Source organism: Bradyrhizobium sp. USDA 4541 (assembly GCF_024171085.1).
GTDB classification, from domain to species: domain Bacteria; phylum Pseudomonadota; class Alphaproteobacteria; order Rhizobiales; family Xanthobacteraceae; genus Bradyrhizobium; species Bradyrhizobium australafricanum.
Genome location: NZ_JALJZF010000001.1, coordinates 2,747,131 through 2,771,709 on the forward strand (window position 1 = coordinate 2,747,131; position 24,579 = coordinate 2,771,709).

Consider the following 24,579-nt stretch of genomic DNA (forward strand, 5'->3'; position numbering starts at 1 on the left):
GATGTAGCCAGCAAGCCGCTCGTCGGAGCGCACGCCAGCCAAACCAGAAAAGCGATGATCAGGCTGGGGCTAGAATGGCTGATGGGGCTAGGGTTTCGCGCGCACTGATTTTGGGCGCGTCGGTGTTTTCATTTGCGGCAGCACTGCCGGAACGCGGTTTCGCGCAGACCGCCGATCCGTCGGCTGCGCATCCTTCTACCGAGCGGCTGAAGCAAGCCAAGCGGAAGCCGAAGCCGGCGGCCGAAGCTCAGGCGGCGTCGGCGGCGATGAATGCGCGCGCGCAGATCGGCGCGGTGCCGGTGCAATCGCTCGACACCATCACGGCGGTGGCCTCCAAGACCGAGGAGCGCGCGATCGATGCGCTGGCGCCGGTCAGCTCCGTCACGCTGGAGAAGATCCAGGGCCTGCAGCCGAACCGGCTCTCCGATATTTTCTATAACGTGCCCGGCGTCTCGGTTCAGGAGCGCGGCGACGATCCGGCAACCGTCATCAACATCCGCGGCTTGCAGGATTTCGGCCGTGTCGCTGTTGTCGTTGACGGCGCGCGGCAGAACTATCAGCGCACCGGCCACAACGCCAACGGCTCGTTCTTCCTCGATCCCGAATTGATCGGCGGCGTCGACGTGGTGCGCGGCCCGACCGCGAACATCTACGGCTCCGGCGCGATCGGCGGCGTGGTCTCATTCCGCACCAAGGACATCGACGACGTAGTGCGTCCCGGTGAGCGCTGGGGTGTCGACATGTCGGGGTCCTACGGCACCAACAAGGACCGCGGCATGGGCTCCGTGTTCGGCGGTGTACGCGTCGATCCGAATGTCGATGTGTTCGGCGGCGCGGTTTATCGCACCCAGGGCAATTACAAGGACGGCGCGGGCACCGAGATCGGTAACACCGGCAACGATATCGCGGCCGGCCTGATGAAGGTGACGTTCCGCCCGGCCGAAGGCCACGAGTTCAAGATCGGCGGCATCTTCCAGGACTACCAATACAATATCGGTCAGCCGAACCGCGGCCCGACCACGGCGGCGGCGCCGCTCGCCGCGATCGCGGGCTCCTCGGTCTATGCCTCCGACGCCAAGAACTACACGGGCACCTTGAGCTGGCGATATTCCAAGCCCGACGACATGCTGTTCGACTGGAATATCTCGGTCTACGGCAACCGCACCGACAACGACCAGGTCAAGACCTACAGCAACCGCATCACCACCGGCGGCGGGGTCTGCACGCTCGCCAATCCCGGCAACAACATCTCCGGCTGCGTCGGCGACAAGCGCGGCTATTTGCTGGATACGGTTGGTGTCGACGTCAACAACACCTCGCGCTTCAATTTCGGCGACTGGCGCAACGCCGTGACCTACGGTTTCGACGCCTTCCGCGACGATGTCGAGACGTTCGATTCGCGCGGCAATTCCAACATTACGACGCCGGGCGGCCAGCGCACCGTGTCCGGCGGCTTCGTGCAGCTGAAGCAGAACTATTCGACCTGGCTCGAGCTGATCAGCGCTGTCCGCTACGACCATTACGAACTCAATTCGATCAACACCACGACCAGCGGCGACCGGCTGTCGCCGAAGATCACGCTCGGCGTCACGCCGGTTGCCGGCTTCACGCCCTATGCGAGCTATGCCGAAGGCTATCGCGCGCCGTCCATCACCGAGACGCTGATCGCGGGCGGCCACGCCACCGGCGGCGGGCCGGCGCTGTTCAACTGCCCTGACGGCACCAGCGGCCTGTTCTGCTTCCTGCCCAATGCAGCGCTGCGGCCGGAGGTCGGCAAGAACAAGGAAGCCGGCATCAACCTGAAATATGACGGCATCTTCAACGCGAGCGACTCGTTCCGCGGCAAGGTCAACGTGTTCCGTAACGACGTCGACGGCTATATCGACCTCGTCGCCTCGGCGCCGACCCTGACGCCGTTCGGGCGGTTCAGCCAGTTCTACCAGTACCAGAACATCGCCCACGCCCGCATCGAGGGCTTCGAGCTCGAGACGATGTATGATGCAGGCGACTGGTTCGTCGGCGTCGCCGGCCATCTGATGCGCGGCCGGAACACCCAGACCAATGTCGGGCTCGCCACCATCACGCCGCGCAAGGTGACGACGACGGGCGGCGTCCGCCTGCTCGACCGTTCGCTGATCATTGCCGCGCAATGGTCCTCGTTCGGCGCCAACAACGACCTGCCGGCGGGCTATCTGCCCTCGACCGGCTACGAGCTCGTCAACCTCTATCTGACCTGGAACGCCACCAAGGACATCACCTTCACGGCATCGGTCGACAACCTCTTGAACCAGTACTACCGGCCTTATGCGATCCCGGGCTCCTCGACCGACGGCACGACGCAGAACGACGTGCTGTTCTCGAGCCCCGGTCCGGGCACCGTTTACAAGGCCGGACTCAGGATTCACCTAGGTGGAGCGTAACGCGAGACGCCGATCATTCCATCCAGGTTGCTCCGGCCGCGCTGGTGCCCCCAGCGCGGCCTTGGCGTATTCCTTGGCGCGTTCATGTTATTAACGAGATCAACCGGCAGGATCCTGGCATCCGCCGTCAAACAGGAGAGAGTTTTCATGTTCATCGCAATGAACCGGTTCCAGGTGATCAAGGGCAAGGAGCAGGCGTTCGAGACGGTCTGGAAGACGCGCGAATCCTATCTCGGCGATCTGCCGGGCTTCATCGAATTTCATCTGGTGAAGGGCCCCGAGGCCGAGGACCACACGCTCTATGCGACCCATACCGTCTGGGCCAGCAAGGCGGCGTTCGAAGACTGGACCAAATCCGATGCGTTCCGCCGCGCCCATTCGCGCGCCGGCAACGAGACCGGCGGCAGCCTCTATCTCGGCCATCCCAAATTCGAGGGTTTTGAGGTGCTGATCACCGAGCGCGCGAAGAGCCCGGCATGACGGAGACAGCCGTGCAGAACGCGGAGCTTGCGGGATTGAAGGCCTATATGGCCGACAATCCCGGCACGGTCATCGAGGACGTCGCGCGCGAGCGCAAGGTGACGCCGCGCGCGGTGCTCGAGGCGCTCCCCGAGAGCATGGTGCGGATCGGTCCCGGCGAGTTTGCCGCCGCGATGCAGGACATCGCGGAGTGGGGCGAGGTGACGCTGATCGTGCACACCGATGACGCGATCTTCGAGTTCACCGGCGCCATTCCGAACGGCGAGGTCGGTCGCGGCTATTTCAACCTGATGCAGCCGAAGGGCTTGCACGGCCATCTGAGGCACGATCGCTGCGCGGCGATCGCGTTCGTCGAGCGGCCCTTCATGGGAAAGGTGTCGGCGTTCATCGCCTTCATCAATCGCGACGGCGGCATCATGTTCAAGGTGTTCGTCGGCCGCGACGAGACGCGCGCGCTGCGTAGCGATCAGCTGGTGCGCTTTCATGCGCTGGCGGACCGCCTCGCACCGAACGCGGGCTGAAGATTTCTTCTCCCTCTCCCGCTTGCGGGGAGAGGGTCGGGGTGAGGGGACCCTCCGGGCACCGTGCTCGTGGAGAGTCCCCCTCACCCGGCTCGCATCTTGCGATGCGATCCGACCTCTCCCCGCAGGCGGGGCGAGGTGAGATGCGGTTGGAGGTGAGTATGCTAATTCGCACGTTTGGCAGAAGTAGCCAGCTATCAATCGTCGTCCAGTTGATTGCGGTCGTGACTGCATCTCTCCCAAGCAGTAGCCTTGCCGCATCCGACGCCGCACTGCTGCCGCGCAACCTCTCGCCCTGGGGCATGTTCGAAAGCGCCGACATCGTCGTGAAGGCGGTGATGGTTGGGCTCGCCTTCGCCTCGCTCGTCACCTGGACGATCTGGCTCGCCAAGACCGTCGAGATCCGCCGCAAGAGCGCGCTCGCCCGGCAGCGGATCGGCCTCCTTGAGCGCGACACCCAGCTTGCCGAGGTCGAGCAGGCGAGCCGCGACGGCAGCGATGCGGTAGCGCAGATCGTGCAATCGGCCTCGCGCGAGGCTGCGCTGTCCGGCGGGATGTTCGACGACGGCTTCAAGGAGCGCATCGCGCTGCGGTTGGAGCGGGTCGAGGCGGCGATGTCGCGGCAGATCGCGCGCGGCACCGGCGTATTGGCGACGATCGGCGCCACCGCGCCGTTCGTCGGCCTGTTCGGCACGGTATGGGGCATCATGAACGCCTTCATCGGCATCTCCGAGGCCCACACCACCAATCTCGCGGTGGTCGCGCCCGGCATCGCCGAGGCGCTGCTTGCGACCGCGCTCGGCCTGGTCGCCGCGATCCCGGCGGTCGTGATCTACAATCACCTGACCCGTTCGATCGCGTCCTACCGCGCATTGCTCGGCGACGCCTCCGCCATGGTGATGCTGCTGGTCAGCCGCGAGGGCGATCGCAGCCTGTTCCGGCTGGCACGCGCTGCGGAGTAGGCGATGGGCGCGAAGCTTGGCACTGGCGGCGCATTCGGCGGCCGGCGTCGTGGCGACGACGATCTGGTCGAGGCGCATGAGATCAACGTCACCCCGTTCATCGACGTGATGTTGGTGCTGCTGATCATCTTCATGGTGGCGGCGCCGCTCGCGACCGTCGATCTCGGCGTCGATCTGCCGGCCTCGACCGCCGAGCCGCAGCCGCGGCCGGACAAGCCGGTGTTCGTCACCGTGAAGTCCGATCTCTCCGTCGCGGTCGGCGAGGACGTGATCGCGCGCGAGACGCTGACGTCGACGCTCGATGGCGCCACACAAGGCAGGAAGGACGAGCGCATCTTCCTGCGCGCCGACAAGGCGGTCAGCTATGGCGATCTGATGGAGGTGATGAACCTGCTGCGCAACGCCGGCTATCTCAAGATTGCGCTGGTTGGCCTCGACGGGCGTAGCTGATCCATGAATGCGTACGCGCTTCATGATGCGGGCGACGAGATCTGGCTGCGGCGCTGGGGCCTGTCGGTGGCTGCGATCCTGGCGGCGCATGCGGCAGTGCTCGCGGTTGGCATGAGCTGGGTCCCGGCGCCGCCGCCCGGCGTTGCGGTGCCGGCGGTGCTGGTCGATCTGACGCCGATCACCTCGGCGCCGGAGATTTCGGAGACCGAGCTGCCGCCGGGGCCGGCGATGCAGGAGGCCGACGCGTCGCCGCCGGAGCCCGCCGCCGCGCAGCCCGTGCCGCAGGAGATTGCGCCGACGCCGATGCAGGAGAAGCCCGACGTCGTCGCGCCGCCGGAACAGAAGCCGCAGATCACGCCGCCGAAACCCGAGCCCGCGAAAGTCGTTCCGGAGACGAAGGTCGAACCGGTCAAGCCGAAAGTGGTTCGTCGGGAAGCAAAGCAGCCGTCCGAGGCAACCCCGGCACCGCGCACCATCGCGCCAAGCCGCGCCGAACGGCAGGCGCCGGCAGCATCCGCGATCAGCGCCGGCGCAGCCGCCTCAGCGATCGCCGCTTATAACGCCCGCGTCCGCGCGCATCTGCTGCGCTTCCATTCCTATCCCGCAGGCGGCAACGGTCAGCGCGGCGTGGTCCGCCTGGTGTTCACGCTCGGCAGCGGCGGGCAGGTGCTGTCGAGCCATCTCGGCGGCTCGTCCGGCAGTCCGACCTTCGACGCGCGCGCGTTGGCGATGGTGCGCCAGGCCCAGCCGTTTCCGGCGTTTCCGTCCGAGATCACGCAGGGCTCGATGGGCTTTTCCGTGCCGGTCGCGTTCGTGCCGCGGTAGTGCGCGACTTCATTGAGAGAGGCCGCACATCTATTCCCGTCATCCTGAGGTGCGAGCCTTGCGGCGCACTTGCGCCGCTGGGCGAGTCTCGAAGGATGCACGGCCCGGCTGCTGGCCGTCGATTCTTCGAGACGCGCTTCGCGCTCCTCAGGATGACGGGGATAGATTGAGTTCGCTTCAATACGCCGGAAGCTCCGTTACTCCTTCACCGCCCCCGTCAGCGACGACACGTAGTAGTCGACGAACAGCGAGTAGAACAGCGCGACCGGCAGCGAGCCGAGCAGCGAGCCGGCCATCAGCGCGCCCCACTGGTAGACGTCGCCGGTGACGAGCTCGGTCAGGATCGCGACCGGCACCGTCTTGTTGGCGCCGCTCTGGATGAAGGCGAGCGCGTAGATGAACTCGTTCCAGGACAGCGTGAAGGAGAAGATGCCGGCCGAGATCAGGCCGGGCACCGCGAGCGGCAGCGTGATCCGCCACAGGATCTGCAACCGCGTCGCACCGTCGACCAGCGCGCATTCCTCGAGCTCGTAGGGGATCGACTTGAAATAGCCGATCAACAGCCAGGTGCAGAACGGCACCAGGAAGGTCGGATAGACCAGGATCAGCGCCAGCGGCGAGTCGAACAGGCCGAATTGCACGATCACGGTGGCGAGCGGAATGAACAGGATCGACGGCGGCACCAGATAGGCGAGGTAGATGCCGAGGCCGACATAGGGACTGCCGCGGAAGCGCAGCCGCTCGATCGCGTAGGCGGCGAGCGTCGAGGCGAACAGCGACAGGAAGGTCGAGCCGATCGCGACCAGCATGGTGGTCTTCAGCCAGCGCGGATAGGCCGTGTCGAACAACAGATGCTTGATATGCGCGAGCGTCGGCGAGGTGATCCAGAACGGATTGTGCTCCTTGTAGTTCAGCAGCTCGGCGTTCGGTTTGAACGAGGTGACCGCCATCCAGTAGAACGGAAACAGCAGGATCAGGATGAAGCAGGCGAGCGGCAGATAGATCATCACCACGCGCCGGGCGCGGGAGTCCCACGCCATCGTATCGGGCGTGGCGCTGGCGACGTTGGAGGATTGGGCTGCGACGTCAGTCATTGGCTTCTCCCTGCTGCCATTTGCGGCGCGCGAGGCCGAAGTAGCTGAACAATGTTGCGAACACCAGGAACGGGATCATCGAGACGGCGATCGCGGCACCCTCGCCGAGTTCGCCGCCGGCGATGCCGCGCTGGAACGCCAGTGTCGCGAGCAGATGGGTCGAGTTGACCGGGCCGCCGCGGGTGATGGCGTAGACCAGCTGGAAGTCGGTGAAGGTGAAGATGATCGAGAACGTCATCACGATCGCCAGGATCGGCATCATCATCGGGAAGGTGATGTAGCGGAAGCGCTGCCAGGAGGTGGCGCCGTCGAGCATCGCCGCCTCGTAGAGCGAGGGCGAGATGGTCTGCAGCCCCGCCAGCAGCGAGATCGCGACGAACGGGATGCCGCGCCAGATATTGGCGGCGATCAGCGAGAACCGCGCCGGCCAGGGCGAGCCGAGGAAGTCGACATTGCTGTCGCGCCAGTGCAGCACGTCGACCAGGAGATAGGAGATGATCGAGAACTGCGGATCGTAGATCCACCAGAATGCCAGCGCGGAGAGCACCGTCGGCACGATCCACGGCAGCAGCACGATGGCGCGGATCAGGCTCTTGAACGGGAAATGGTTGTTGAGCAGCAGCGCCAGCCAGAAGCCGAGCGCGAACTTTCCGAAAGTTGCGATCGCGGTGTAGAAGATCGAATAGAACACCGCGTTCCACCACAAGGGATCCTTGAGCAGATACTGGAAGTTCTCAAGTCCGATGTAGATGCCGCGCTGGCCGATCGTGGTGTCGGTGAAGGCGAGCCAGATGCCGAGGCCCAGCGGATAGGTGAGGAAAACCAGCAGCAGGCCGATCGCGGGCGCAAGGCACATCACGATCAGGAACGGCTTGTAGTCGAACAGGCGCGCGAGCCAGCCCGGCTGGTGCAGCGCCGCGCCGCGTGAGGGGAGGGTGGTGACAGACATCAGGTTCTTGTCTCGGTCCGACTTCCAGGGGCATTCCGGGATGGTGCGTTAGCACCAGACCCGGAATCTCGAGATTCCGGATTCGACGCTACGCATCGCCCCGGAATGACAGCGGCTTGAGGTCGATCTTACCGGCCCTGCCGCCGGAAGTACCGCTTGGCGCGCTGTTCGGCTTCGGCGGCTGCGGCTTCGGGCGTTGCGGCATCGGTCGCGACCGAGGCGCACATCTGAACCAGCACATAGTCGGCGTTGACGGCGCCGGTCGCGGTCGAGATCGGCCCCTTGTAGCCGTTGTAGTAGGGGCTCCGCATCGTGTCCTTGAAGATCGCGACCTTGGGGTCGCTCGACCACACCGCGGCGTCGGCATAGGCCGCCAGCGGCTGCGACCAGTAGCCGGAGTTGGCGTTGAGCCACGGCTCGTACTGTTCGTGCTCGAGCATGAACTGCAGGAACGCCTTCGCGGCGTTGGGATACTTGCTGTGCTTGAACACCATTGCGTTCAAGGTCAGGCCGGACATCGGAGAGGTGGGAGCCAACCCCTTGATCAGGAACTGATGCGCGGTGTCGTCGGCGATCGCCTTGGTCGCGGGATCGTTCTTCAGCGAGAAATACAGCGAGACGCCGTTTGCGGTCAGGCCGATCTCCTGCGACGAGTAAGCGCGGTTGTTGGAAACGTCGTTCCAGGACGGCGTGCCGGCGATGAAGGTCGGATAGAGTTCCTTCAGATATTTCAGCGCCGCGATCGTCTCCTTGCTGTTGATGATGATGTTGCCTTCCTCATCGAGCAGCGCGGCGTTGTGCGACCACAACAGCCAGTTGGCGAAGCCGTTGCCGTCGCCGACCGCGTTGCCGAGTGCGAAGCCCGCGGGCTTGCCGGCCGCCTTCAGCTTCTTGCAGAGTTCGAGGAAGCCGGCGTGGTCCTCCGGCACCTTGTCGAAGCCGGCGGCGTTGACCAGCGACTTGCGGTAGACCAGCGGGCCGCCCGAGGCGCCGAACGGCAGGCCGACCCAGCTCTTCGACTTCGAGCGCATGCCGTACCGGCGCGCCAGCGTGAGCCATCCGCCATAGCGCTTGTCGAGATAGTCGGCGACATCGGTCAGCTCGATCAGCTTGTCGATATAGATGTGCGGTGCGTCGCCGAAGCCGATGATGATGTCGGGGCCGGCGCCGGAGTTCGAGGTCACGGCGGTCTGCTGGTTGATGTCCTCCCAGCCGACGAAGTCGACTTTGATCTCCACGCCGGTCTTGTCGGTGAATTTCTTGGCATTGGCGCGGAACACGTCCTCGTCGGCCTGGACGAAGCGTACCGGCCGCAGCATGCGCAAGGTGGCGTCCTTTTCGATCGGCAGCGACGGCGCCGCCACGTCGGCTGCCTTCACCTTCGACGCCTCCTGCGCCGAAGCGCCGGTAACCGCCAGCGCCGCCGCGGAAGCCCCCAGCACCAGCGCGTCGCGACGCGTGATCTCGTACTTCATGTCGTTCGCACTCCCGTTCTTATTGTTTCGTTGTTTTTTCCTTCCCGGCGTTTGGCCGCCGGTGAAGGTGTCTTGGTCTCGGCGCCTGCCGCGCAAAGGGCCCGCAAGAGACTGGCCCCGCACGAAAAACGCATTCCCGCCCTAGCTGTTCGGACCGCGATCCATGCTGACGGGCTGCCAGCGGCGCAACGCGGTGTTTTGCAGCACCGACGGGTTGACGCAGCTTACCGGCCACATGCCTTGCAGCACTAGTGACAATTCGTAGCCCACCCGGCGCTTGCGCGCCTCGTCAAAACGTGCCGACGCCGACGCGACATGGGCGGTCAAGGTAACATTGTCCATCCCGAGCATCGGATTGTTGTGCGACGGCGGCTCCTTTTCCAGCACGTCGAGCGCGGCGTGGGCGATCCAGCCCTCTTGCAGCGCCTTGATCAGCGATTCCTCGTCGACCGTGGCGCCGCGGCCGGTGTTGATGAAGATCGCCGACTTTTTCATCTGGCGAAAATGCTTCTCGGTCAGCATGTGGTGCACTTCGGGCCGCGCCGGGGCGTGCATCGAGACGAAATCCGACTGAGACAGCACCTCCGACAGCGTCGAGGGGATCACGCCGTGGTCGTACATCAGGGTTTCCTGGATGAAGGGATCGTAGGCCACCATCCTGAGGCCGAACGGCGCGGCGCGCTTGGCCACAGCGCGAGCGACCCGGCCGAACGAGATGAAGCCGAGCGTCTGGCCCATCAGCCGCGGAATCTTCAAAAGCGCCGGGCGGCCCTCGGCCCAGCGGCCGGTGCGCACCATCTTGTCCTGCTCGATCAGGCGGCGGAAGCCGGCGAGCAGCAGCATCATGGCGTGATCGGCGACCTCCTCGATGAAGGTGTCGGGGATGTTGGTGACAGGAATGCCGCGGGCGGTCGCGGCCTTGACGTCGACCGAGTCGACGCCGACGCTGCCGAGCGTGATCACCTTGCAGTTCTCGAACGCGTCGATGACCGCCTTGGTGATCGGCATGCCCTTGGCGTAGATCGCGTCCGCGGTGCGTGCCGCCGCGATGAATTCGGCCTCGTTGGCCGGCGCCTCGACGATCTCGGCGCCGATCGGATCGAGCGCCTCGCGCTCATAATCGTAGCCGCCGCCGGCGACCGTGAAGCTCGCGCCCTTCGGCGTGACCACCCTGAATTTCGACATTGTCTGCTCCCGATGTGAGTCTGCTGTTCTTGCTTCTTGCTGGTTTGCTTCTTGATCTTGATTCTTCTTGCTTCTTGGAGCGCGGCTGGGTCGCCGCCTTCCCATGCTTGTACGCGAGCCGCGCTGTTCTCTCCACAATTGCCGGTTGGTCCGCGGCCTGATTCTCCGGGCTTCTACGGGGAACCTCCGTAACCATCAGGTAAAGGGTCTCACATTACGGTGCGCGGAATCAATCCGCCAATCGCGTCGCGTTCCCCGCCTCTTCTGGAGACCCCCGTGAAGCTGTCAAATCTGAAGATCACCCCCAAGCTCGGCATTCTGGTGGGGGTGACCCTCCTTGGCCTGTGCACGGCCGGCATCCTCGCCGGTCACCTGATGCAGCGGGAGATGATGAATGCGCGCATCGACCAGGCCAAGGCCATCGTCGAGATGGCGAAGAACATGGCGGCGGGCCTGAAGAAGGATGTCGACGCCGGCAAGCTGACCAAGGAAGCGGCACTGGCCGAGTTCGGCAAGCGCGCCAACACCCTGACCTACGACAACGGCGCCGGCTATCTGTTCGGCACCGACTACAGCGGCATCACGGTGCTGGCGCCCGATCCGAAGCAGGTTGGAACCAATCGCATGGACATCGTGACCAATGGTCGCAAGCTCTCGCAGGAACTGATGGACGGCGTGAAGGCCAAGGGCGAGATCCTGCTGTTCTATGATTATGTGAAGCCCGGCCAGGAGACGCCGATCCGCAAGCTCGGCTACGCCGTCGCGGTCCCCGGCTTCGATATGTATCTCGGCACCGGCGCCTATCTCGACGATATCGATGCCAAGATGCGGCCGATTGCCTGGCTGCTCGGCCTCGCGATCCTCGGCATCGGCATCGTTTCCGGCTCGGTCGCCTGGCTGATCGGCCGCAGCATCTCCCGTCCGCTCAACCTGCTCGGCGCCCGCATGCGCGACATCGCCGACGGCAAGCTCGACGGTGACATCCCCGGCGTCGGCCGCGGTGACGAGGTCGGCGGAATGGCGGCCACGGTTCAGGTCTTCAAGGACAACGCGGTTCGCATCCGCGGCCTGGAACAGGCCGAGGCCGAGACCAAAGCACGCGCGGAGGCCGAGCGCCGTGGTGCGATGGAGAATATCGCCAACGATTTCGAGCGCAGCGTGAACGGCATCGTCCGCACGGTGGCCTCCGCCGCCGCCGGCATGCAGACCACGGCGCAGTCGATGACCGCGACCGCAAGCGACGCCAGCGCGCGGGCCGCGACCGTCGGCGCTGCGTCCGACAGCGCCTCCAACAATGTCGGCACCGTCGCCGCTGCCGCCGAGGAGCTCTCCAGCTCGGTTGCGGAGATCTCCCGCCAGGTGGCGCGCTCCAGCGAGGTCGCGAGCCAGGCGGTGGCCGATGCCGAGCGCACCAACGCGACCGTGCAGGCGCTCTCCACCGGCGCCGAGAAGATCGGCGAGGTGGTCAAGCTGATTCACTCGATCGCGGCTCAAACCAACCTGCTCGCGCTCAACGCCACCATCGAGGCGGCGCGCGCCGGCGAATCCGGCCGCGGTTTCGCAGTGGTCGCCTCTGAAGTGAAGGCGCTGGCCAACCAGACCGCGAAGGCGACCGAGGAGATCTCGGCGCAGGTCGCCGCGATGCAGGCGTCCACCGGCGAGGCGGTGACCTCGATCGGCGGCATCACAGCGACGATCGCGCAGATGAGCGAGATCACCGCCTCGATCTCGACCGCGATCGACCAGCAGGGCGATGCGACGCGCGAGATCGCGCGCAACATCCAGCAGGTCGCGGCCGGCTCGAGCGAGATCTCCGCCCATATCGGCGGCGTCACGTCAGCGGCCGCCGCCACCGGCACCGCGGCCGGCGACGTGCTGTCGAATGCCCGCGAGCTCGACACGCAATCGGGCATGCTGCGCAACGCGGTCGACGAGTTCCTGCAAAAGGTGCGCGCGGCGTAAGCGAGCCGCGTAGGGTGGGGTAGCGACGCTACGCCACCCTACGATTCCGCATCCCCGTCATCCTGAGGAGCGCGCTCTTGCGCGCGTCTCGAAGGATGCACGGCCACCAGTGGGGCCGTCGATCCTTCGAGACGGCCGCGTTGCGGCCTCCTCAGGATGACGGAGTTGGCAGACTTCGTCGCGTCGCTTCGCTCGCAATGACCGGGGCCTACTGCTTCTCGATTCCGGCGTCGGCGATCAGCTTCTCCCACAGCACGAGCTGCTCCTTGAGGAATGCCTCAAACTCCTCGGGCGTGCCGGAGAATGCCTCCATGCCGCGCTCGGCGAGCTGGCTCTTGATGTCCGGCCGCTCGACGATCTTGCGGATCTCCGCATTCAGCCTGACCACGACGTCCTTCGGCATGTTGGCGGGGCCGAGATAGCCCTGCCAGGAGGTGATATCGAAGCCCTTCACGGTGTCGTCCATCGTCGGCAGATCCGGCAGCAGTGCCGACTTCCGCTTGGTGGTGACGGCGAGCGGCTTCAGCACCTTGGCGTTGACGTGCGGCAGCCCGGTCGGCACGTCGATGAACATCATCGAGATGCGGCCGGCGATGACGTCGGTCAGTGCCGGCGGTGAGCTCTTGTAGGGCACATGCAGCAGGTCGATGCCGGCGAGGCGCGCGAAGGTCGCGCCGGAGACGCTCGCCGATGACGAGCCACTGGCGTAGCTGTACTTGCCCGGCTCCTTCTTGGCGAGCGCGATCAGCTCGGCGACCGAGTTCGCCGGGATGTCCGGATGGATCACCAGCATGAAGGGCAGGTCGCCGGTGCGCGCGATCGGCGTGAAATCCTTGATCGGATCGTAGTTCATGGTCTTGAGCAGATACGGATTGGCCGAGTGCGTCGTGTTCGTGGTGACGAACAGCGTGTAGCCGTCGGGGGCGGAGCGGGCGACATAGTTCGCCGCGATCGAGCCGTTGGCGCCGGCCCGGTTGTCGATCACCATGCCGACGCCGAGCGCAACGCCGAGCTCCTTGGAGATCAGCCGCGTCGTGGTGTCGGTGCCGCTGCCGGCGGCAAACGGCAGCACCAGCGTGATGTTGCGGGTGGGATAGGTCTGGCCAAGTGCCGCCCCGGATATCGCCGCAAGCGCGGCGGCGGCTGCGACCGCGAGGCAGCAGTATCGTCTCAATCCCATCACCATGTCGTCGTCCCCCGCGCAGGCCCTGAACAGGCCCATTGCGGCCGAAGCTAACCCGGCCGCCATGGCCGCGGAAGCCGTGCCGGGAGCAGCCTTTCGCCGCATGGCCACTCCCGGGCCGTCGCAGGGGCGCGCTGCCAAAATATCGAAAACAACCCCATGCAAAGGAGAGCCGGTGGCGGCCGGCGCCCGACCAGACAACTTGACACGTCGGGCAAATCAGTGCCATTCTTCCGATAGTCAGAAATTCGGTCAGTCGGGGACGCTACGATCCCGCCGGGAAGACCTGCGCGACGTGAAACGCCTTGGTGGTGATGAGCCACCGGCCGTCGATCCGATGAAACACCAGATGATCGATGAAGCCGGTTTGGCCAGCCCTGACGCGCACCTTGGCGATGGCCAGATCGGACGCGGTCTGGTCGATGCTGATAATGGCCTCCTCGCGTGGTGATTTCATCGACGCCGGCGAGGGACGGCTGCGGATGAAGTCGCGGAATTCTGAGGCCGACCGCACCGTGTGCTTGCCGTCCCGGATGCCGTGCACGATGCAGGCATCGGCGAAGACGTCGCAGAACCGGCCATCGTCGACGTCATACATCAGGTTGAAATATCCATCGATCGCGGATGCGATGGCCTGGATGTCGCTCATTGCAAAATCTCCTTGGCGGATGATGTGGCGGTGGCCGCACCGGATCGAACCGGTGATCTGCGCCGACAGTGGCCGATATGGTGGCGGAGTGCTACGACTGGGCAGTCATCTCTTGGATGACTGAAAGGCATCGGCATGGACGAAGTTGACGGTCGGCTGGTTGGCGGCCTGGTGGTCCTCGCGGCGCTGGCGGATGCGCGCAGTTTTGGCCGGGCCGCCGAACGGCTCGGCATGACGCAATCCGGGGTCAGCAAGGCGATCGCCAAGCTCGAGGCGCGCCTCGATGCCAGGCTGGTTCACCGCACGAGCCGCGCCGTCGAGCTCACCGAGGAAGGACGCGCGCTGTGCGAGCGGGTTGCTGCGCATCTGGCCGGGATCGGCGAAGCGGCGGCGGAGACCTCGAAATCGCGCGATGCGGTCCGCGGCAGGTTGCGGGTCAATGTCGACCCGCTGTTCTCCCGCATGGTGCTGTCGCCGAAGCTGAGCGAGTTCCTGCTGCAGAATCCAGGCATGGAGCTGCGTATCGAGACCCGCGACCGGATCGCGGATCTGGTCAGCGACGGTTTTGATCTGGCGGTGCGTTTCGGCGAGCCGGTGCCGTCGGCGCTGATTGCGCGCCGCGTGCTCGATGCGCGCGTGCTCACCGTGGCCTCGCCGATCTATCTCGAACGACACGGCCGGCCGCTTGATCCGCGGGAGCTGGCAAGCCGCGACCATCAGTGCATCCATGCAATCGATGCGGCGACCGGGCGTCCCTTCGATTGGGAGTTTCGGCGCGGCAACGAGGTCGTGCCGGTCGCGGTCAACGGGCGGCTCACCGTAACCGATTCAGGAACCAAGCTCGGCGCTTGCCTGGCCGGCTTCGGCATCGCGCAGGTGATCGATCTCGGCCTCGACGATCACCTGAGGAGCGGCGCGCTGATCGAGCTGTTTCAGGACTGGCCCGACGAGTGTTTTCCGCTCTACGTCTATTACGCCTCGCGTAACCACGTGCCGGCGAAGGTGAGGCGGTTTATCGACTTCATCACGGACACGCTGGCGGCAAAGCCATATTCGCCACGCAAATCCGCCGGCTTGCGCAAGGTCAGCTAGCCATCTCCTCGGCGTCTGCTAGAGCGGGATGGGTTTGGTTGGATTGGCTTGGCGCGCTCTCGGTTCACCTATCCCGTTGGGGAGAGGTCGGATTGCGCCTGGCGATGCGAAGCATCGTCCAGTGCAATCCGGGTGAGGGCTCTTGCTCTCTCGATAGATGGTGCTGTCCTAGGACGCAGCGCGGACCAGGACACCCCGACCGTTAAGCATCCGGACGATTTGTTTACCTTTGATTCACTCAAGTTAATTGACTGGCACACGCTTTGATTCGATCATTCCCGCACTGGGCAAGGCGGTTTCATTAAGGACAATTTTTTCAGGCCCAGAGGGGCTAGCCCGATTACCGACGCGGCGGCTCGGCAAGCAATGGAATGAGGAGCGGCCTCAGCATCACCTCCAAGGGTGCTGGGGCCGTTTCTTTTGCCGTTAGGCAGTTCGCTGACTTGCCTATGCGAATGCGGTGGCTCGGAACCGGGCGCAGACTGGGCGCCATGTTCAGGCTCAGCCACTACGATGGCGTCGAGTACACCTTTATGGCGTTGGCGGCGATATCGTTCGTAGCGCTCATCGTAGGCGTCGGCGTCCTGTTGTCGGCGTCCTGTTTATGTGATGAACCTGTCATCTCATGGATTGATCCAACCGCCTTGGCCTCAGCGTGTACCCCCTCGCCGGGGCCATTTCTTTGGATAGGAACGGCCGACGTGGATCCCGGTTACCGCAACGTCCATTGCTGACTACCTGCCCGCAGCGCATGGACGAATCCACGGGAAATCGGCCCCAGCCAGTCGCCTCGCTGGGGCTCCTTCTTTGGAGCGCTCCCAAGAGCGCCCACCGTCGATTACGGTGAAGTTGCGCGTTACGCGCAAAGTGAAAGAGGCCATCAAACTGGGGCGGTCTCGATCTCAAACAAATAGAACGATGGCAACCAGAGCGATGGGGCTCAGCCCCAACGCTACAATGCTCGCCCTATAAAGTAGGTCACTAGTCATGATACAACCCCTGCGTGGGGTTGAAATCTAGCTCGGGATGACTGGCGACCAAAGTGCAGTTTGTGCCACTGCTAGGAAATTAATCGTGCGCTGGATGAGAATAGGCCGCCAGCTGAGGCGGCCTTACTTGCCGTATGCCCGCGACTGTCATTTGCACGCCGAACACCGCGCGGCTTGTTCGGCATCGGTTTGATGGCGGTCCACTCGTAGTCGCTGAGTTCGCAGCGCATGCTCCGAGGCTCCGGTTTTCGGAGCTTGAATCACGTCTCGGGCAGCGCCATCAACTGGCAACGCCCCGTGCCATGTCGCTAATGCTCTGAATTGACTTCCGCTTTCGGCGGCATAGCGGACTGGGCCGGACTTGCTACTGGCTCGACCCGGTCGCGGATGACCCGCAACGGACTTTAGGAACGCCCCGGGCCGATAGGAACAGTCCATTCCGCATGGCTTTTACGTGCGATGGACGATCTGCTCAAGCGCGCCGACCGCGCTATTGAGGATAGCTATCGCGTCAAGGAAGAAGCGATAGAGCACCTTATACGGGCCCAAAGGGTAGCCCGGGAGGTGAGAGCTACTATCGTTCGTGCCGAAAGCGCTAGGTCCCGCTATCGTCAGCTTGGGCTGGAAACGGCTGAGAGGCAGGGCGCGTTTCAGGAAAATCCTGCGGGTACCTCACCTTCAGATCAGCGGGACTGAAGCCCAATAGTCGTCGCGCGGATATTTGGTCCAGCAGGCGTTTATGCGCTGCAGAAACAGCCTCCGCCAGCTGTCTGGAACGCTGTATAGCGGCGTCGGCACGCGCGAACAGTGTCTCAAGGTCCTGTGCCATGCCAGATAACGCGGGGGGGGGGGCGCCGTTCCGGCGAAGGCGCCTCAAGTGAACTGCCGCCCGCTTCGCTGTATTCAGTGCCCTAATTCCAGTAAAGTGCCCTTGTCGTCGGCGGCGGTTCCGCGTCCCCCGACTGGGGCCGGTCGCGCTTCCGCCTACGACAGGGAGCGCCGGGATGGTGTTGCCAGGTTTCCGCTTTTTCCGTCTCTCGTCTCTCGACAGAGAGCACGACGCTCGTCACCTGGCGTCGGGACGCGCAGCCATTACGCTGGGCCGCAAAGTGCTTTCGGAAAATCCTCGACCAAACATTCCAAAAACCAAGCAGCGCGAGATCAAAAAACCATCACCTCAGCAGCCTGACGGCTTTCGGATGCAAGCGGCTGTCGATAGAAAAAGGAAGGCGCAGGAGCGGCGCTCTTTTGAGCGGCAACAGCTATCTATTGCCAATAAACACGTAGCGAAGGCTGAATGCGTGATCAGGGAGCAAGTGGCCTTGATCGAGAACCTACGATGCAGCGGCCAGGACACGAAGCTCGCGGAGGAAACGTCGCGGGTGTTCGAGGCCAATCTACAGGTAATGCAAGAACACCGCGAGCTTATCGTTAGGGCCATCGAGGAGACCGAGGAAGGGCTTCAAGGCAACCTTGTTAGTTGGCCAGCTCCCGCATGGGGAAAACAGGGAGCCGATTCGGCCGAACCGTAACGTCCGGTGATCAAGCCAGCCCCTCGTCGATCTGCTCAATCGTTTTGACAATTATCGCTCGATGCTCACGCAGCGTCTTTAGATTGTGCTCAAAGCCCGTGAGCATCTCCTCCGCAACTTTGGTGTCGTGACGTTCCGCCCGCAAATTATCAAGTAAAAGTCGTTGCTTCGTGATGTGTTGCTCGGCGGTCGCGATATGCCTGTCGGACTGCGCAAGGTGTTCGACTTCGGCTTGTCGATCCATGTTTTAGCTCCACGACGCCCATCTTCAAACGCGTCCACGGAGATGTCGTTCCTTTGGGCGGTACGTCAAAATGTGCCGAAGTTGCCTATTGGCCCATCGCGTCATTTAGCTGCGCTGCAGAATTTGGTCGCTATCGGTGCTATAGCAGACTTTGGCAAGCTGTCCGCCCGGCAGATTTATGGGTTCACGGCCTCGCGCTTCGCCGATGTCTTGGCGGACCCTTGGCGCGAGGCGATGATGACGCCGGCGAGCACCAGCGCGTAGCCGATCAGATGGAACGGCGCGAGCGTCTCGCCGAGCAGCAGGATCGCCATCGCCGAGCCGAACACCGGCACCAGATGGAAGAACGGCGCGGCGCGGTTCGGGCCGATCAGCGCGACGCCGCGGTTGAAGAACAGATAGGCGAGCGTGGACGGGAAGATCAGCACATAGGCGAGCGTTGCGCCGGTCAGCAAGTCGAACTTCAGCGTCACGCCGTTGGCGAACTCCCAGGCCGCCACCGGCAGCAGCATCAGCGCACCGCAGCAGGTGGTGAACGAGATCAGCGAAAGCTGATGGATCTTCGGTCGCCGCGGGATCAGCGCCGAATAGAGCCCGAACGATACCAGCGAGGCGCCGAACATGATGTCGCCGCGGTTGAAGCTGATGCTGGCGAGCGCGGAGAAGTCGCCGCGCAGGATGATGGTCAGCACACCGGCCAGCGAGATCGCGATGCCGGCCAGCTGCGCCGGCGTCAGCCGCACGCCGAACAGGATCAGTGACCACAGCGCCACGAACAGCGGCCCCGCCGACTGGATCAAGAGCGCGTTGAGCGCCTCGGTATACTGCATCGCCCAGTAGGAGATCGCGTTGTTGAAGGCGAAGCCGACCGCGGACAGCAGCAGCATCAGCGGCAGGGCGCCGCGCAGCTTCGGCCAGTCCAGCTTCAGATGCGGCCAGGCGAACGGCAACAGGATCAGGAAGACGCCGAACCAGCGGATCGTGGTCAGCGTGACCGGCGGCACATGGCTGCCGACATGCCGCGCCAGCACGATGTTGGCGGCCCAGAACAGCGATGTCAGGCTGAGCAGCAGATAGGGCTGGTTATTGAGCCAGCTGAGCGGCGAGCGGCGTGGGGTTGTGGCAGGTGCGGGCAAGGTGGTCATTATCGGGCGGATGTTGTGCCCGAATCCGGCGCCGCGACAAGACGAAAGAGCGGATTGGAGCCATGCGCGGGGGCTCAATCTGACGCGGAAGCCACACTGCCGCGGAATAACAGAACCCGTCATCCTGAGACCGTGAATGAATGCCTCTCGATGCCGCAACATACTCGATGTCGTCCCGGCGAAAGCCGGGACGACGAGCGGAGAGATTGCGCTGCATCCTTGCCTATCTCTGCGGCCCCGACAGCGAGATGTCGCGCTCGGCGCGAAACACGTTGCTGTAGAGATTGGCGATCCATTGCCGTCCGCTCGAGGTGATGTTGAGGTAGCGGATCGCCTTCTGCACATGCGGTGCGACGCTGTCCCAGTAGAACCGCGGATAGCGGTCGACGAGATCGGCCGGCGAATCGTAGCCGAGCTGGCGGTTCAGTCCGGCCTCCTCGAATTCGATGTACAGCGCGTTGGCCTTGCGGATGTAGTGGGGATCGCCGAGCTGGCCGATCAGGTCGGCCGCGCGCAGCAGGGTGGCCTCTTCGCCGAAATCCTCATCGTCATCAGGCGCGCTCAGCGGAAAGCGGGTGCCTTCGATGGCACGCACGATGCGCTCCTTGTCGAGCAGGGTGACGCCCTTGAGCCGCTCCATCACGAAGATCTTGGAGCGGTCGACGTGGTAGGACATCAGCGCCGCATCCGACGAGCCGCGCGGCAGGATGATCTTGCGGCCGTCGGCCTCGACCAGATAGCCGTCCTGGCCGTCGGCCTCGAACAGCCCGCGCACATAGCCGATGTCATGGGTGAGGCAGGCGATGATGACATGGGCATAGTCTTCGGCGCTCATATGCGAGTGCAGCGCGCGGCCGCGCAGGATGTCGTGGCCGGCCAGCGTCACCAGCATGGTGTGCTCGACATTGTGATAGAGCGCGTCGCTGTTGCCGATGCATTCGAGCGCGATCCGGGCGATCGAGGGCACCATTTCCACCAGCTGGGTCTGCGAAGAGCCGAACCGGCGCTGCATGTACTCGCCGAGGAACTTGCCGAGCGCGTCGGCCGCTAGTTCTGGAAGGGTCATCACGGCCTTGACCTCCGAGAGCTGACCTGAGCTTACGGCTCGGCGGTATTTCAGGCTAGTCCCGCGATGTGACATAATCGTTGCGGCCGGACCGATGTGGCGGGAGTGAGGGGCTTTGGGCGGGAGCGGGTGATGGGTGTCGATCTCTTGAACGTCAAAGGCCTGAACGAGCTGGACCGCGAGGCGCCGGTCGTGATGGTCAATCTGATGCGGTTTCGCGCGCGGTCGCTCGACGGCGACGGCTCGGGCTGGGATGCCTATTTGCGCTACAGCGCGCTCACCGTCCCGATGATCAAGGCGCGCGGCGGCACGCTGTTGTGGACCGGCAGCGCCGAGACTGTCGCCCTCGGCGAGCCGGCCGGCCAGCGCTGGGATTATCTCGCGCTGGTCTACTACCCGAGCGTCGCCGCCTTCATCGACATGATGACCTCGGCCGACTACGAAGACCGCTGCGACCCGCATCGCCGCAACGGCTGCGAGGAGCACGTCATCATCGCGACGCGCGAGGCCTACAGCAAGTTCAAGATGGGGTAGCCGACGAGCCGGCTCCCATCCCGTCATTGCGAGCGTAGCGAAGCAATCCATTTCACCGCGTAGTGGAACGATGGATTGCTTCGTCGCTAACGCTCCTCGCAATGACGGTTGATGGACAGCGACCCTCAGGATGACGGGTTTGCGAGCGGCTGCAGCGCCGCGTGGCAGGCGCTCTGCACGACACGGCAGACATCATCGCTCGACCGCCCCGCGCTCAGCGAGGCGAAGGTCGGATAGCTCGTCAGCGCGAAGATCAGGTCGACCGCGTCGCTGCGGGCCTGCTGTGACGCGCTCTTGCCCGCGATGCGGTCGATCAATGCGGTGACGCCGCGGCGGCGGCGCTCGTTGCGCTCGCGCACGGCCTCGGCGAATTCGGGATCGGTCGCCATCGCGTCGTGCAGCCGGCCGACCGCGGAATCCCGACTCCAGAATCCGCAGAAGATCTCGACCATCCGGTCGAGCGCGGCGCGCGGATCGGCCATTGTCATGGCGTCGGCGAGCTGGTGCAGCCCGCCATGGCGCGCGATCTCGTCGAACACCGCCTCGAGCAGCCCGCGCCGCGAGCCGAACTGGTTGTAGACCGTCAGCCGGGTCACGCCGGCCGCCTTGGCCACCGTATCGAGCGAGAAGCGCGCGATGCTCTCGTCGCGCAATGTGCGCGAGGCGGCCTCGATCACGCGCTCGCGGGTCTCGGCGGCGGCAGCGCTGCGCGCCGGGCTCACATAGCTGCGCGGCGGCATCGGTTTGCCTTGCTTTCGTCAGATTGACTATACATTATGTATATCTAATTTCCAATGCCCATCCGGAGCGACATCATGCAGACCGCCCTGATCATAGCGCTGTCCCTTCACGTCCTGTCATCGGTGTTTTGGGCCGGCTCGAGCTTCACCCTGGCGCGCACCGGCGGCCTCGGCGGCGAAAAGCTGCTGTTTCCGCAAATCGGCGCCGCGACGGTCGCGATCGTGACCGGCGGCACGCTCTGGCGCCTGGTCCACGAAGGCTCGTTCGGGCTGTCGGAGCAGATTCTGGCGGGCGGCGCGATCGCGGCGCTGGCCGCGATCGCCGTGCAGGTCATCGTCGGCGGCGGCGCGGTCCGGCAGCTGCGCAGCAGCGCGGGCGATACCTCAGCCGCGCGCTCGCGCCTGGCGGTCGCCCAGCGCATCGCCGCCGCCCTGCTCGCGATCACCGCGCTGTGCATGGGCGCGGCGCGCTATGCGTGAGCCTGGAGCCTTTCCCGTTCCGATAGAATCGCAACGGGGCTCTAAAGCGCGATGAGATTGGGTTGAATCATCATCGCGCTTTAGCTCCTTGTATGAGCATGATCTTTTCGGAAAACCGCTTCGCACTTTTCCGGATCATGCTTTGGACTCTTGTTGTGACGCGTTTTCTTCACGCGAACCGGTATCCACTTCGCTCGAAAACGCTCTAGAACTTCCGCACCAGGTCCGGAGTGATCTCCTTCAGGCTGCGGATGCCGAGCAGCGCGAGATCGCGGTCGATCTCGGCATGCAGCAGCGAGATCGCGCGCGTCACGCCGGCCTCGCCGGCGACCACGGCGGCATAGAGGAACGGCCGCCCGACCCAGACGAAATCCGCACCGAGCGCCAGCGCCTTGATCACGTCGGTGCCGCGGCGGATGCCGCCGTCGACCATCACGGTCATGTTGCCCTTCTGCGCCGCGATCTCCGGCAGCGTGCGCAAGCCGGAGACGGTGTAGTCGAGCTGGCGGCCGCCATGGTTGGAGACCATGACGCCGTCGCAGCCATGCTCGCGCGCCAGCCGGGCGTCTTCCGGCGAGATCAGTCCTTTGACCACGAGCTTGCCGCGCCAGCGCTTGCGGATCAGCTCGACATGCTTCCAGGCTAGCTGGTCGCGGCTGCCGATGTTGCGCATCAAATTCTTGGACAGCACCGGCGGGCCCTGCTTGGCGTCCATGTTCTCGAAATGCGGCATGCCGTGGTTGAACACGGTGCGCGCCCAGGTGTTGAGCAGCCAGTCGGGATGGGTGATGGTGTCCCAGAACACCCGCGGCGTGATCTCGAGCGGCACCTGGAAGCCGTTGCGGATATTGTTCTCGCGGTTGGGCGGCACCGGCACGTCGGCGGTGACGACGAAGGTGTCGTAGCCGGCGGCTGCGACACGGTCGACCAGCGGCTCGATCCGCTCGGGAAGGCCGGCGAGATAGGCCTGGTACCAGGCCGAAGGATTGGCGGCGCGAACGTCCTCCAGCGTGATCAGCGAGGAGGCCGACAGGATCATCGGAACGTTGGCGGCGGCCGCGGCGCGCGTCAGCACGATGTCGCCGCGATAGGCGCACAGCGCGGACGAGCCCATCGGCGGAATGCCGAACGGCGAGGCGTAGCTCTTGCCGAACAGCGTCGTGGTCTGGTCGCGGCCGGAGACGTCCTGCAGCACCCGCGGCACGAAGCCGTATTCCTCGAACGCCCGGCGATTGTCGGTGCGGGCCATATCGGTCTCGGCGCCGCCCGAGATGTAGCCGTAGAGGAATTTCGGCAGCAGCCGGCGCGCCTGCGGCTCGAAATCGTCGAGCGTGAGATAGCGCCGCAGATGCCGGGGTACGGCGGGTGCAGCGCGGTTGACGGTTACGGGAGGCGGAGAGGGGGCTGCGGTCCGGTCGTGCACGTTGAGCGTTTCCGTTGTTCTTGGTTCTTGGTCGGAAGGCCAGACTAGAGCATGATCCGGAAAAGTGGATACCGGTTTTCCGAAAAGATCATGCTCAAACAAAGAGATGAGATCATGACGCGATTCCATGGAAACGCATCATGATCTAGCGCCTGCCGGCGGGCCCGACAAATTTCTCGTTGAACTTGTTGACGGACTGGCTGACGTCGCTGAGCGTCTTGCGGGTCTCGGCGATCATGGCGCCGGATTTCTTGTCGAAGTTCTGGATCAGCTCGCGCAGCGAGATCACGGTCGGCAGCAGCTCGCCGCCATATTTGTCGCTGCCGAAGCTTTTCAGGAACTTGTCGGCCGAGTTCATCTTGGCGTCGACCGCGCTGATGCCGTCGTCGGCGGCGTCGATGAAGCCGGCGATCAGCTCGCCATTGCCGGACAGCGAGTTGGTGAAGTTCTCGAGCCCGAGCAGCGAGTCCTTGATGTCGGCCTCGTTCTCGCTGATGACGCGGTCGACATTGCGCAGCGCGACCCGCAGCTTCTCCTGGATCCCCATCGTGCCTTCGGCGTCGGCCGTCAGTTCGGGAATGCCGTCGGCGCCGAGCGTCGGCGGCGGCGCATCGTCGGTGCCGCCGGTGAAGGAGATCGAGGCGATCCCGGTCAGGCCCTGGAATTCGAGGCCGGCCTGGGTATCCTTCTTGATCGGGGCGTTGCCTTCGATCCGCGTCATCGCCACCACGCGGTGCCGGTCGAGCCTGATCGAGACCACCTCGCCGATCCGCACGCCGGCGAAGTTGACGCTGCCGCCGCGGCGCAGGCCGGAGGCCGAGCCCTCGAAGATGACGCGGAACGGCACCATCCGCTTGATGCCGGCATAGCGCTGATAGCCGAGCCAGCCGCCGAGCGAGCCGGCGATCAGGGCCAGCGTCAGGGTGCCGATCAAGAGATTGCTGGCGCGCGCCATGCGTAAAACCCGTCTGCGAAGCAGGTCTCAAGAGATAGCGGATTTGCCGCCGATAGTCACCGCGGGCTTTCCTTACCTCGCCCCGCTTGCGGGGTCGAGACGAGCGAAGCTCGCTCTTAGAGGTAGGATCGCATGCAGCGCAGCGGAATGCGGTCCGGGTGAGGGGAGTCTCCGCGCATTCGTCTCTCGCCGTCCTCGCGGAGCGAGCCCCTCACCCCAACCCT

Annotated in this window: 23 protein-coding genes; 11 read left to right on the top strand and 12 right to left on the bottom strand. The window is 64.5% G+C overall.

Features of this window, described 5'->3' with window-relative positions; all coding sequences use genetic code 11:
• The first annotated feature begins 74 nt into the window (after positions 1-74).
• The 6 genes from J2R80_RS12835 (at position 75) to J2R80_RS12860 (ending at position 5,658) form a co-directional block, all read left to right on the top strand.
• On the top strand, positions 75-2,420 hold the full coding sequence (locus tag J2R80_RS12835; RefSeq protein ID WP_253638660.1) for a TonB-dependent hemoglobin/transferrin/lactoferrin family receptor: 2,346 nt from the start codon (positions 75-77) through the stop codon (positions 2,418-2,420).
• Positions 2,421-2,567: 147 nt separating this feature from the next.
• The gene (locus tag J2R80_RS12840) at positions 2,568-2,900 is read left to right on the top strand and encodes an antibiotic biosynthesis monooxygenase (protein ID WP_021080657.1); all 333 of its coding nucleotides are present in this window, start codon (positions 2,568-2,570) and stop codon (positions 2,898-2,900) included.
• Positions 2,897-3,421 (top strand): heme utilization cystosolic carrier protein HutX, encoded by a 525-nt coding sequence (gene hutX / locus J2R80_RS12845; RefSeq protein ID WP_253606893.1) that lies wholly within the window; start codon positions 2,897-2,899, stop codon positions 3,419-3,421. The genes J2R80_RS12840 and hutX overlap by 4 nt, the downstream gene beginning before the upstream one ends.
• A gap of 161 nt (positions 3,422-3,582) precedes the next feature.
• Positions 3,583-4,383: a tonB-system energizer ExbB gene (gene exbB, locus J2R80_RS12850; RefSeq protein ID WP_253638661.1), complete on the top strand. Its 801-nt coding sequence runs from the start codon at positions 3,583-3,585 to the stop codon at positions 4,381-4,383.
• A gap of 3 nt (positions 4,384-4,386) precedes the next feature.
• Positions 4,387-4,833 carry a TonB system transport protein ExbD gene (gene exbD / locus J2R80_RS12855; RefSeq protein ID WP_076829938.1) on the top strand — a complete coding sequence of 149 codons (447 nt, stop codon included), beginning with the start codon at positions 4,387-4,389 and terminating at the stop codon, positions 4,831-4,833.
• Positions 4,834-4,836: 3 nt separating this feature from the next.
• Positions 4,837-5,658, top strand: a complete 822-nt coding sequence (locus J2R80_RS12860) for an energy transducer TonB (protein ID WP_253589076.1) — start codon at positions 4,837-4,839, stop codon at positions 5,656-5,658.
• 197 nt (positions 5,659-5,855) lie between these two features.
• Here the strand turns inward: J2R80_RS12860 and J2R80_RS12865 are convergent, their stop codons facing one another.
• The 4 genes from J2R80_RS12865 to J2R80_RS12880 form a co-directional block, all read right to left on the bottom strand.
• Entirely contained in the window at positions 5,856-6,698 is an 843-nt protein-coding gene (locus tag J2R80_RS12865) for a carbohydrate ABC transporter permease (protein ID WP_016840579.1), read from the bottom strand.
• A 46-nt stretch (positions 6,699-6,744) separates the two neighbouring features.
• Positions 6,745-7,701 carry a carbohydrate ABC transporter permease gene (locus tag J2R80_RS12870; protein WP_026193343.1) on the bottom strand — a complete coding sequence of 319 codons (957 nt, stop codon included), beginning with the start codon at positions 7,699-7,701 and terminating at the stop codon, positions 6,745-6,747.
• Between the two features lie 128 nt (positions 7,702-7,829).
• Positions 7,830-9,176: an ABC transporter substrate-binding protein gene (locus J2R80_RS12875; protein WP_069276553.1), complete on the bottom strand. Its 1,347-nt coding sequence runs from the start codon at positions 9,174-9,176 to the stop codon at positions 7,830-7,832.
• 141 nt (positions 9,177-9,317) lie between these two features.
• Complete coding sequence (locus J2R80_RS12880; RefSeq protein WP_253638662.1) at positions 9,318-10,361, bottom strand: C-terminal binding protein; 1,044 nt, start codon at positions 10,359-10,361, stop codon at positions 9,318-9,320.
• A gap of 276 nt (positions 10,362-10,637) precedes the next feature.
• On the opposite strand from J2R80_RS12880, the gene J2R80_RS12885 reads away from it, so the two are divergent.
• A complete protein-coding gene (locus tag J2R80_RS12885) occupies positions 10,638-12,323 on the top strand; it encodes a methyl-accepting chemotaxis protein (RefSeq protein WP_057015598.1) in 1,686 nt (561 codons plus the stop codon).
• A 208-nt stretch (positions 12,324-12,531) separates the two neighbouring features.
• Here the strand turns inward: J2R80_RS12885 and J2R80_RS12890 are convergent, their stop codons facing one another.
• The gene (locus J2R80_RS12890) at positions 12,532-13,509 is read right to left on the bottom strand and encodes a tripartite tricarboxylate transporter substrate binding protein (RefSeq protein ID WP_253640959.1); all 978 of its coding nucleotides are present in this window, start codon (positions 13,507-13,509) and stop codon (positions 12,532-12,534) included.
• A 262-nt stretch (positions 13,510-13,771) separates the two neighbouring features.
• Positions 13,772-14,155, bottom strand: coding sequence for a nuclear transport factor 2 family protein (locus J2R80_RS12895; protein WP_253638663.1), 384 nt, complete (start codon positions 14,153-14,155; stop codon positions 13,772-13,774).
• A gap of 135 nt (positions 14,156-14,290) precedes the next feature.
• Here J2R80_RS12895 and J2R80_RS12900 point away from each other — a divergent pair, with 135 nt between their 5' ends.
• Together J2R80_RS12900 and J2R80_RS12905 are read left to right on the top strand one after the other, a co-directional pair.
• Complete coding sequence (locus J2R80_RS12900; protein WP_253638664.1) at positions 14,291-15,247, top strand: LysR family transcriptional regulator; 957 nt, start codon at positions 14,291-14,293, stop codon at positions 15,245-15,247.
• Between the two features lie 1,993 nt (positions 15,248-17,240).
• Positions 17,241-17,768, top strand: coding sequence for a hypothetical protein (locus tag J2R80_RS12905; protein ID WP_253638665.1), 528 nt, complete (start codon positions 17,241-17,243; stop codon positions 17,766-17,768).
• Positions 17,769-17,778: 10 nt separating this feature from the next.
• Here J2R80_RS12905 and J2R80_RS12910 read toward each other — a convergent pair whose 3' ends face one another.
• From J2R80_RS12910 to J2R80_RS12920, 3 genes are all read right to left on the bottom strand, one after another.
• On the bottom strand, positions 17,779-18,012 hold the full coding sequence (locus J2R80_RS12910; RefSeq protein WP_253589082.1) for a hypothetical protein: 234 nt from the start codon (positions 18,010-18,012) through the stop codon (positions 17,779-17,781).
• 176 nt (positions 18,013-18,188) lie between these two features.
• Entirely contained in the window at positions 18,189-19,157 is a 969-nt protein-coding gene (locus tag J2R80_RS12915; RefSeq protein ID WP_253638666.1) for a DMT family transporter, read from the bottom strand.
• Between the two features lie 223 nt (positions 19,158-19,380).
• Positions 19,381-20,226, bottom strand: coding sequence for a metal-dependent phosphohydrolase (locus J2R80_RS12920; protein WP_253638667.1), 846 nt, complete (start codon positions 20,224-20,226; stop codon positions 19,381-19,383).
• A 129-nt stretch (positions 20,227-20,355) separates the two neighbouring features.
• On the opposite strand from J2R80_RS12920, the gene J2R80_RS12925 reads away from it, so the two are divergent.
• Entirely contained in the window at positions 20,356-20,757 is a 402-nt protein-coding gene (locus J2R80_RS12925) for a DUF1330 domain-containing protein (protein WP_253625433.1), read from the top strand.
• A 125-nt stretch (positions 20,758-20,882) separates the two neighbouring features.
• Here the strand turns inward: J2R80_RS12925 and J2R80_RS12930 are convergent, their stop codons facing one another.
• Complete coding sequence (locus J2R80_RS12930; RefSeq protein WP_076829962.1) at positions 20,883-21,497, bottom strand: TetR/AcrR family transcriptional regulator; 615 nt, start codon at positions 21,495-21,497, stop codon at positions 20,883-20,885.
• A 75-nt stretch (positions 21,498-21,572) separates the two neighbouring features.
• Here J2R80_RS12930 and J2R80_RS12935 point away from each other — a divergent pair, with 75 nt between their 5' ends.
• On the top strand, positions 21,573-21,977 hold the full coding sequence (locus J2R80_RS12935) for a hypothetical protein (RefSeq protein ID WP_057015609.1): 405 nt from the start codon (positions 21,573-21,575) through the stop codon (positions 21,975-21,977).
• A 205-nt stretch (positions 21,978-22,182) separates the two neighbouring features.
• Here the strand turns inward: J2R80_RS12935 and J2R80_RS12940 are convergent, their stop codons facing one another.
• Complete coding sequence (locus tag J2R80_RS12940; RefSeq protein ID WP_309143751.1) at positions 22,183-23,400, bottom strand: alpha-hydroxy acid oxidase; 1,218 nt, start codon at positions 23,398-23,400, stop codon at positions 22,183-22,185.
• A gap of 145 nt (positions 23,401-23,545) precedes the next feature.
• The gene (locus J2R80_RS12945) at positions 23,546-24,355 is read right to left on the bottom strand and encodes an MlaD family protein (RefSeq protein ID WP_253638668.1); all 810 of its coding nucleotides are present in this window, start codon (positions 24,353-24,355) and stop codon (positions 23,546-23,548) included.
• Positions 24,356-24,579 lie beyond the last annotated feature (224 nt).

Excerpts from the sequence above, each read along its gene's own strand:
- J2R80_RS12835 (WP_253638660.1), top strand. The coding sequence starts at position 75 with ATGGCTGATGGGGCTAGGGTTTCGCGCGCACTGATTTTGGGCGCGTCG.
- J2R80_RS12840 (WP_021080657.1), top strand. The coding sequence starts at position 2,568 with ATGTTCATCGCAATGAACCGGTTCCAGGTGATCAAGGGCAAGGAGCAG.
- hutX (WP_253606893.1), top strand. The coding sequence starts at position 2,897 with ATGACGGAGACAGCCGTGCAGAACGCGGAGCTTGCGGGATTGAAGGCC.
- exbB (WP_253638661.1), top strand. The coding sequence starts at position 3,583 with ATGCTAATTCGCACGTTTGGCAGAAGTAGCCAGCTATCAATCGTCGTC.
- exbD (WP_076829938.1), top strand. The coding sequence starts at position 4,387 with ATGGGCGCGAAGCTTGGCACTGGCGGCGCATTCGGCGGCCGGCGTCGT.
- J2R80_RS12860 (WP_253589076.1), top strand. The coding sequence starts at position 4,837 with ATGAATGCGTACGCGCTTCATGATGCGGGCGACGAGATCTGGCTGCGG.
- J2R80_RS12865 (WP_016840579.1), bottom strand. The coding sequence starts at position 6,698 with ATGGCGTGGGACTCCCGCGCCCGGCGCGTGGTGATGATCTATCTGCCG.
- J2R80_RS12870 (WP_026193343.1), bottom strand. The coding sequence starts at position 7,701 with ATGTCTGTCACCACCCTCCCCTCACGCGGCGCGGCGCTGCACCAGCCG.
- J2R80_RS12875 (WP_069276553.1), bottom strand. The coding sequence starts at position 9,176 with ATGAAGTACGAGATCACGCGTCGCGACGCGCTGGTGCTGGGGGCTTCC.
- J2R80_RS12880 (WP_253638662.1), bottom strand. The coding sequence starts at position 10,361 with ATGTCGAAATTCAGGGTGGTCACGCCGAAGGGCGCGAGCTTCACGGTC.
- J2R80_RS12890 (WP_253640959.1), bottom strand. The coding sequence starts at position 13,509 with ATGGTGATGGGATTGAGACGATACTGCTGCCTCGCGGTCGCAGCCGCC.
- J2R80_RS12895 (WP_253638663.1), bottom strand. The coding sequence starts at position 14,155 with ATGAGCGACATCCAGGCCATCGCATCCGCGATCGATGGATATTTCAAC.
- J2R80_RS12900 (WP_253638664.1), top strand. The coding sequence starts at position 14,291 with ATGGACGAAGTTGACGGTCGGCTGGTTGGCGGCCTGGTGGTCCTCGCG.
- J2R80_RS12905 (WP_253638665.1), top strand. The coding sequence starts at position 17,241 with ATGGTGTTGCCAGGTTTCCGCTTTTTCCGTCTCTCGTCTCTCGACAGA.
- J2R80_RS12910 (WP_253589082.1), bottom strand. The coding sequence starts at position 18,012 with ATGGATCGACAAGCCGAAGTCGAACACCTTGCGCAGTCCGACAGGCAT.
- J2R80_RS12915 (WP_253638666.1), bottom strand. The coding sequence starts at position 19,157 with ATGACCACCTTGCCCGCACCTGCCACAACCCCACGCCGCTCGCCGCTC.
- J2R80_RS12925 (WP_253625433.1), top strand. The coding sequence starts at position 20,356 with ATGGGTGTCGATCTCTTGAACGTCAAAGGCCTGAACGAGCTGGACCGC.
- J2R80_RS12930 (WP_076829962.1), bottom strand. The coding sequence starts at position 21,497 with ATGCCGCCGCGCAGCTATGTGAGCCCGGCGCGCAGCGCTGCCGCCGCC.
- J2R80_RS12935 (WP_057015609.1), top strand. The coding sequence starts at position 21,573 with ATGCAGACCGCCCTGATCATAGCGCTGTCCCTTCACGTCCTGTCATCG.
- J2R80_RS12945 (WP_253638668.1), bottom strand. The coding sequence starts at position 24,355 with ATGGCGCGCGCCAGCAATCTCTTGATCGGCACCCTGACGCTGGCCCTG.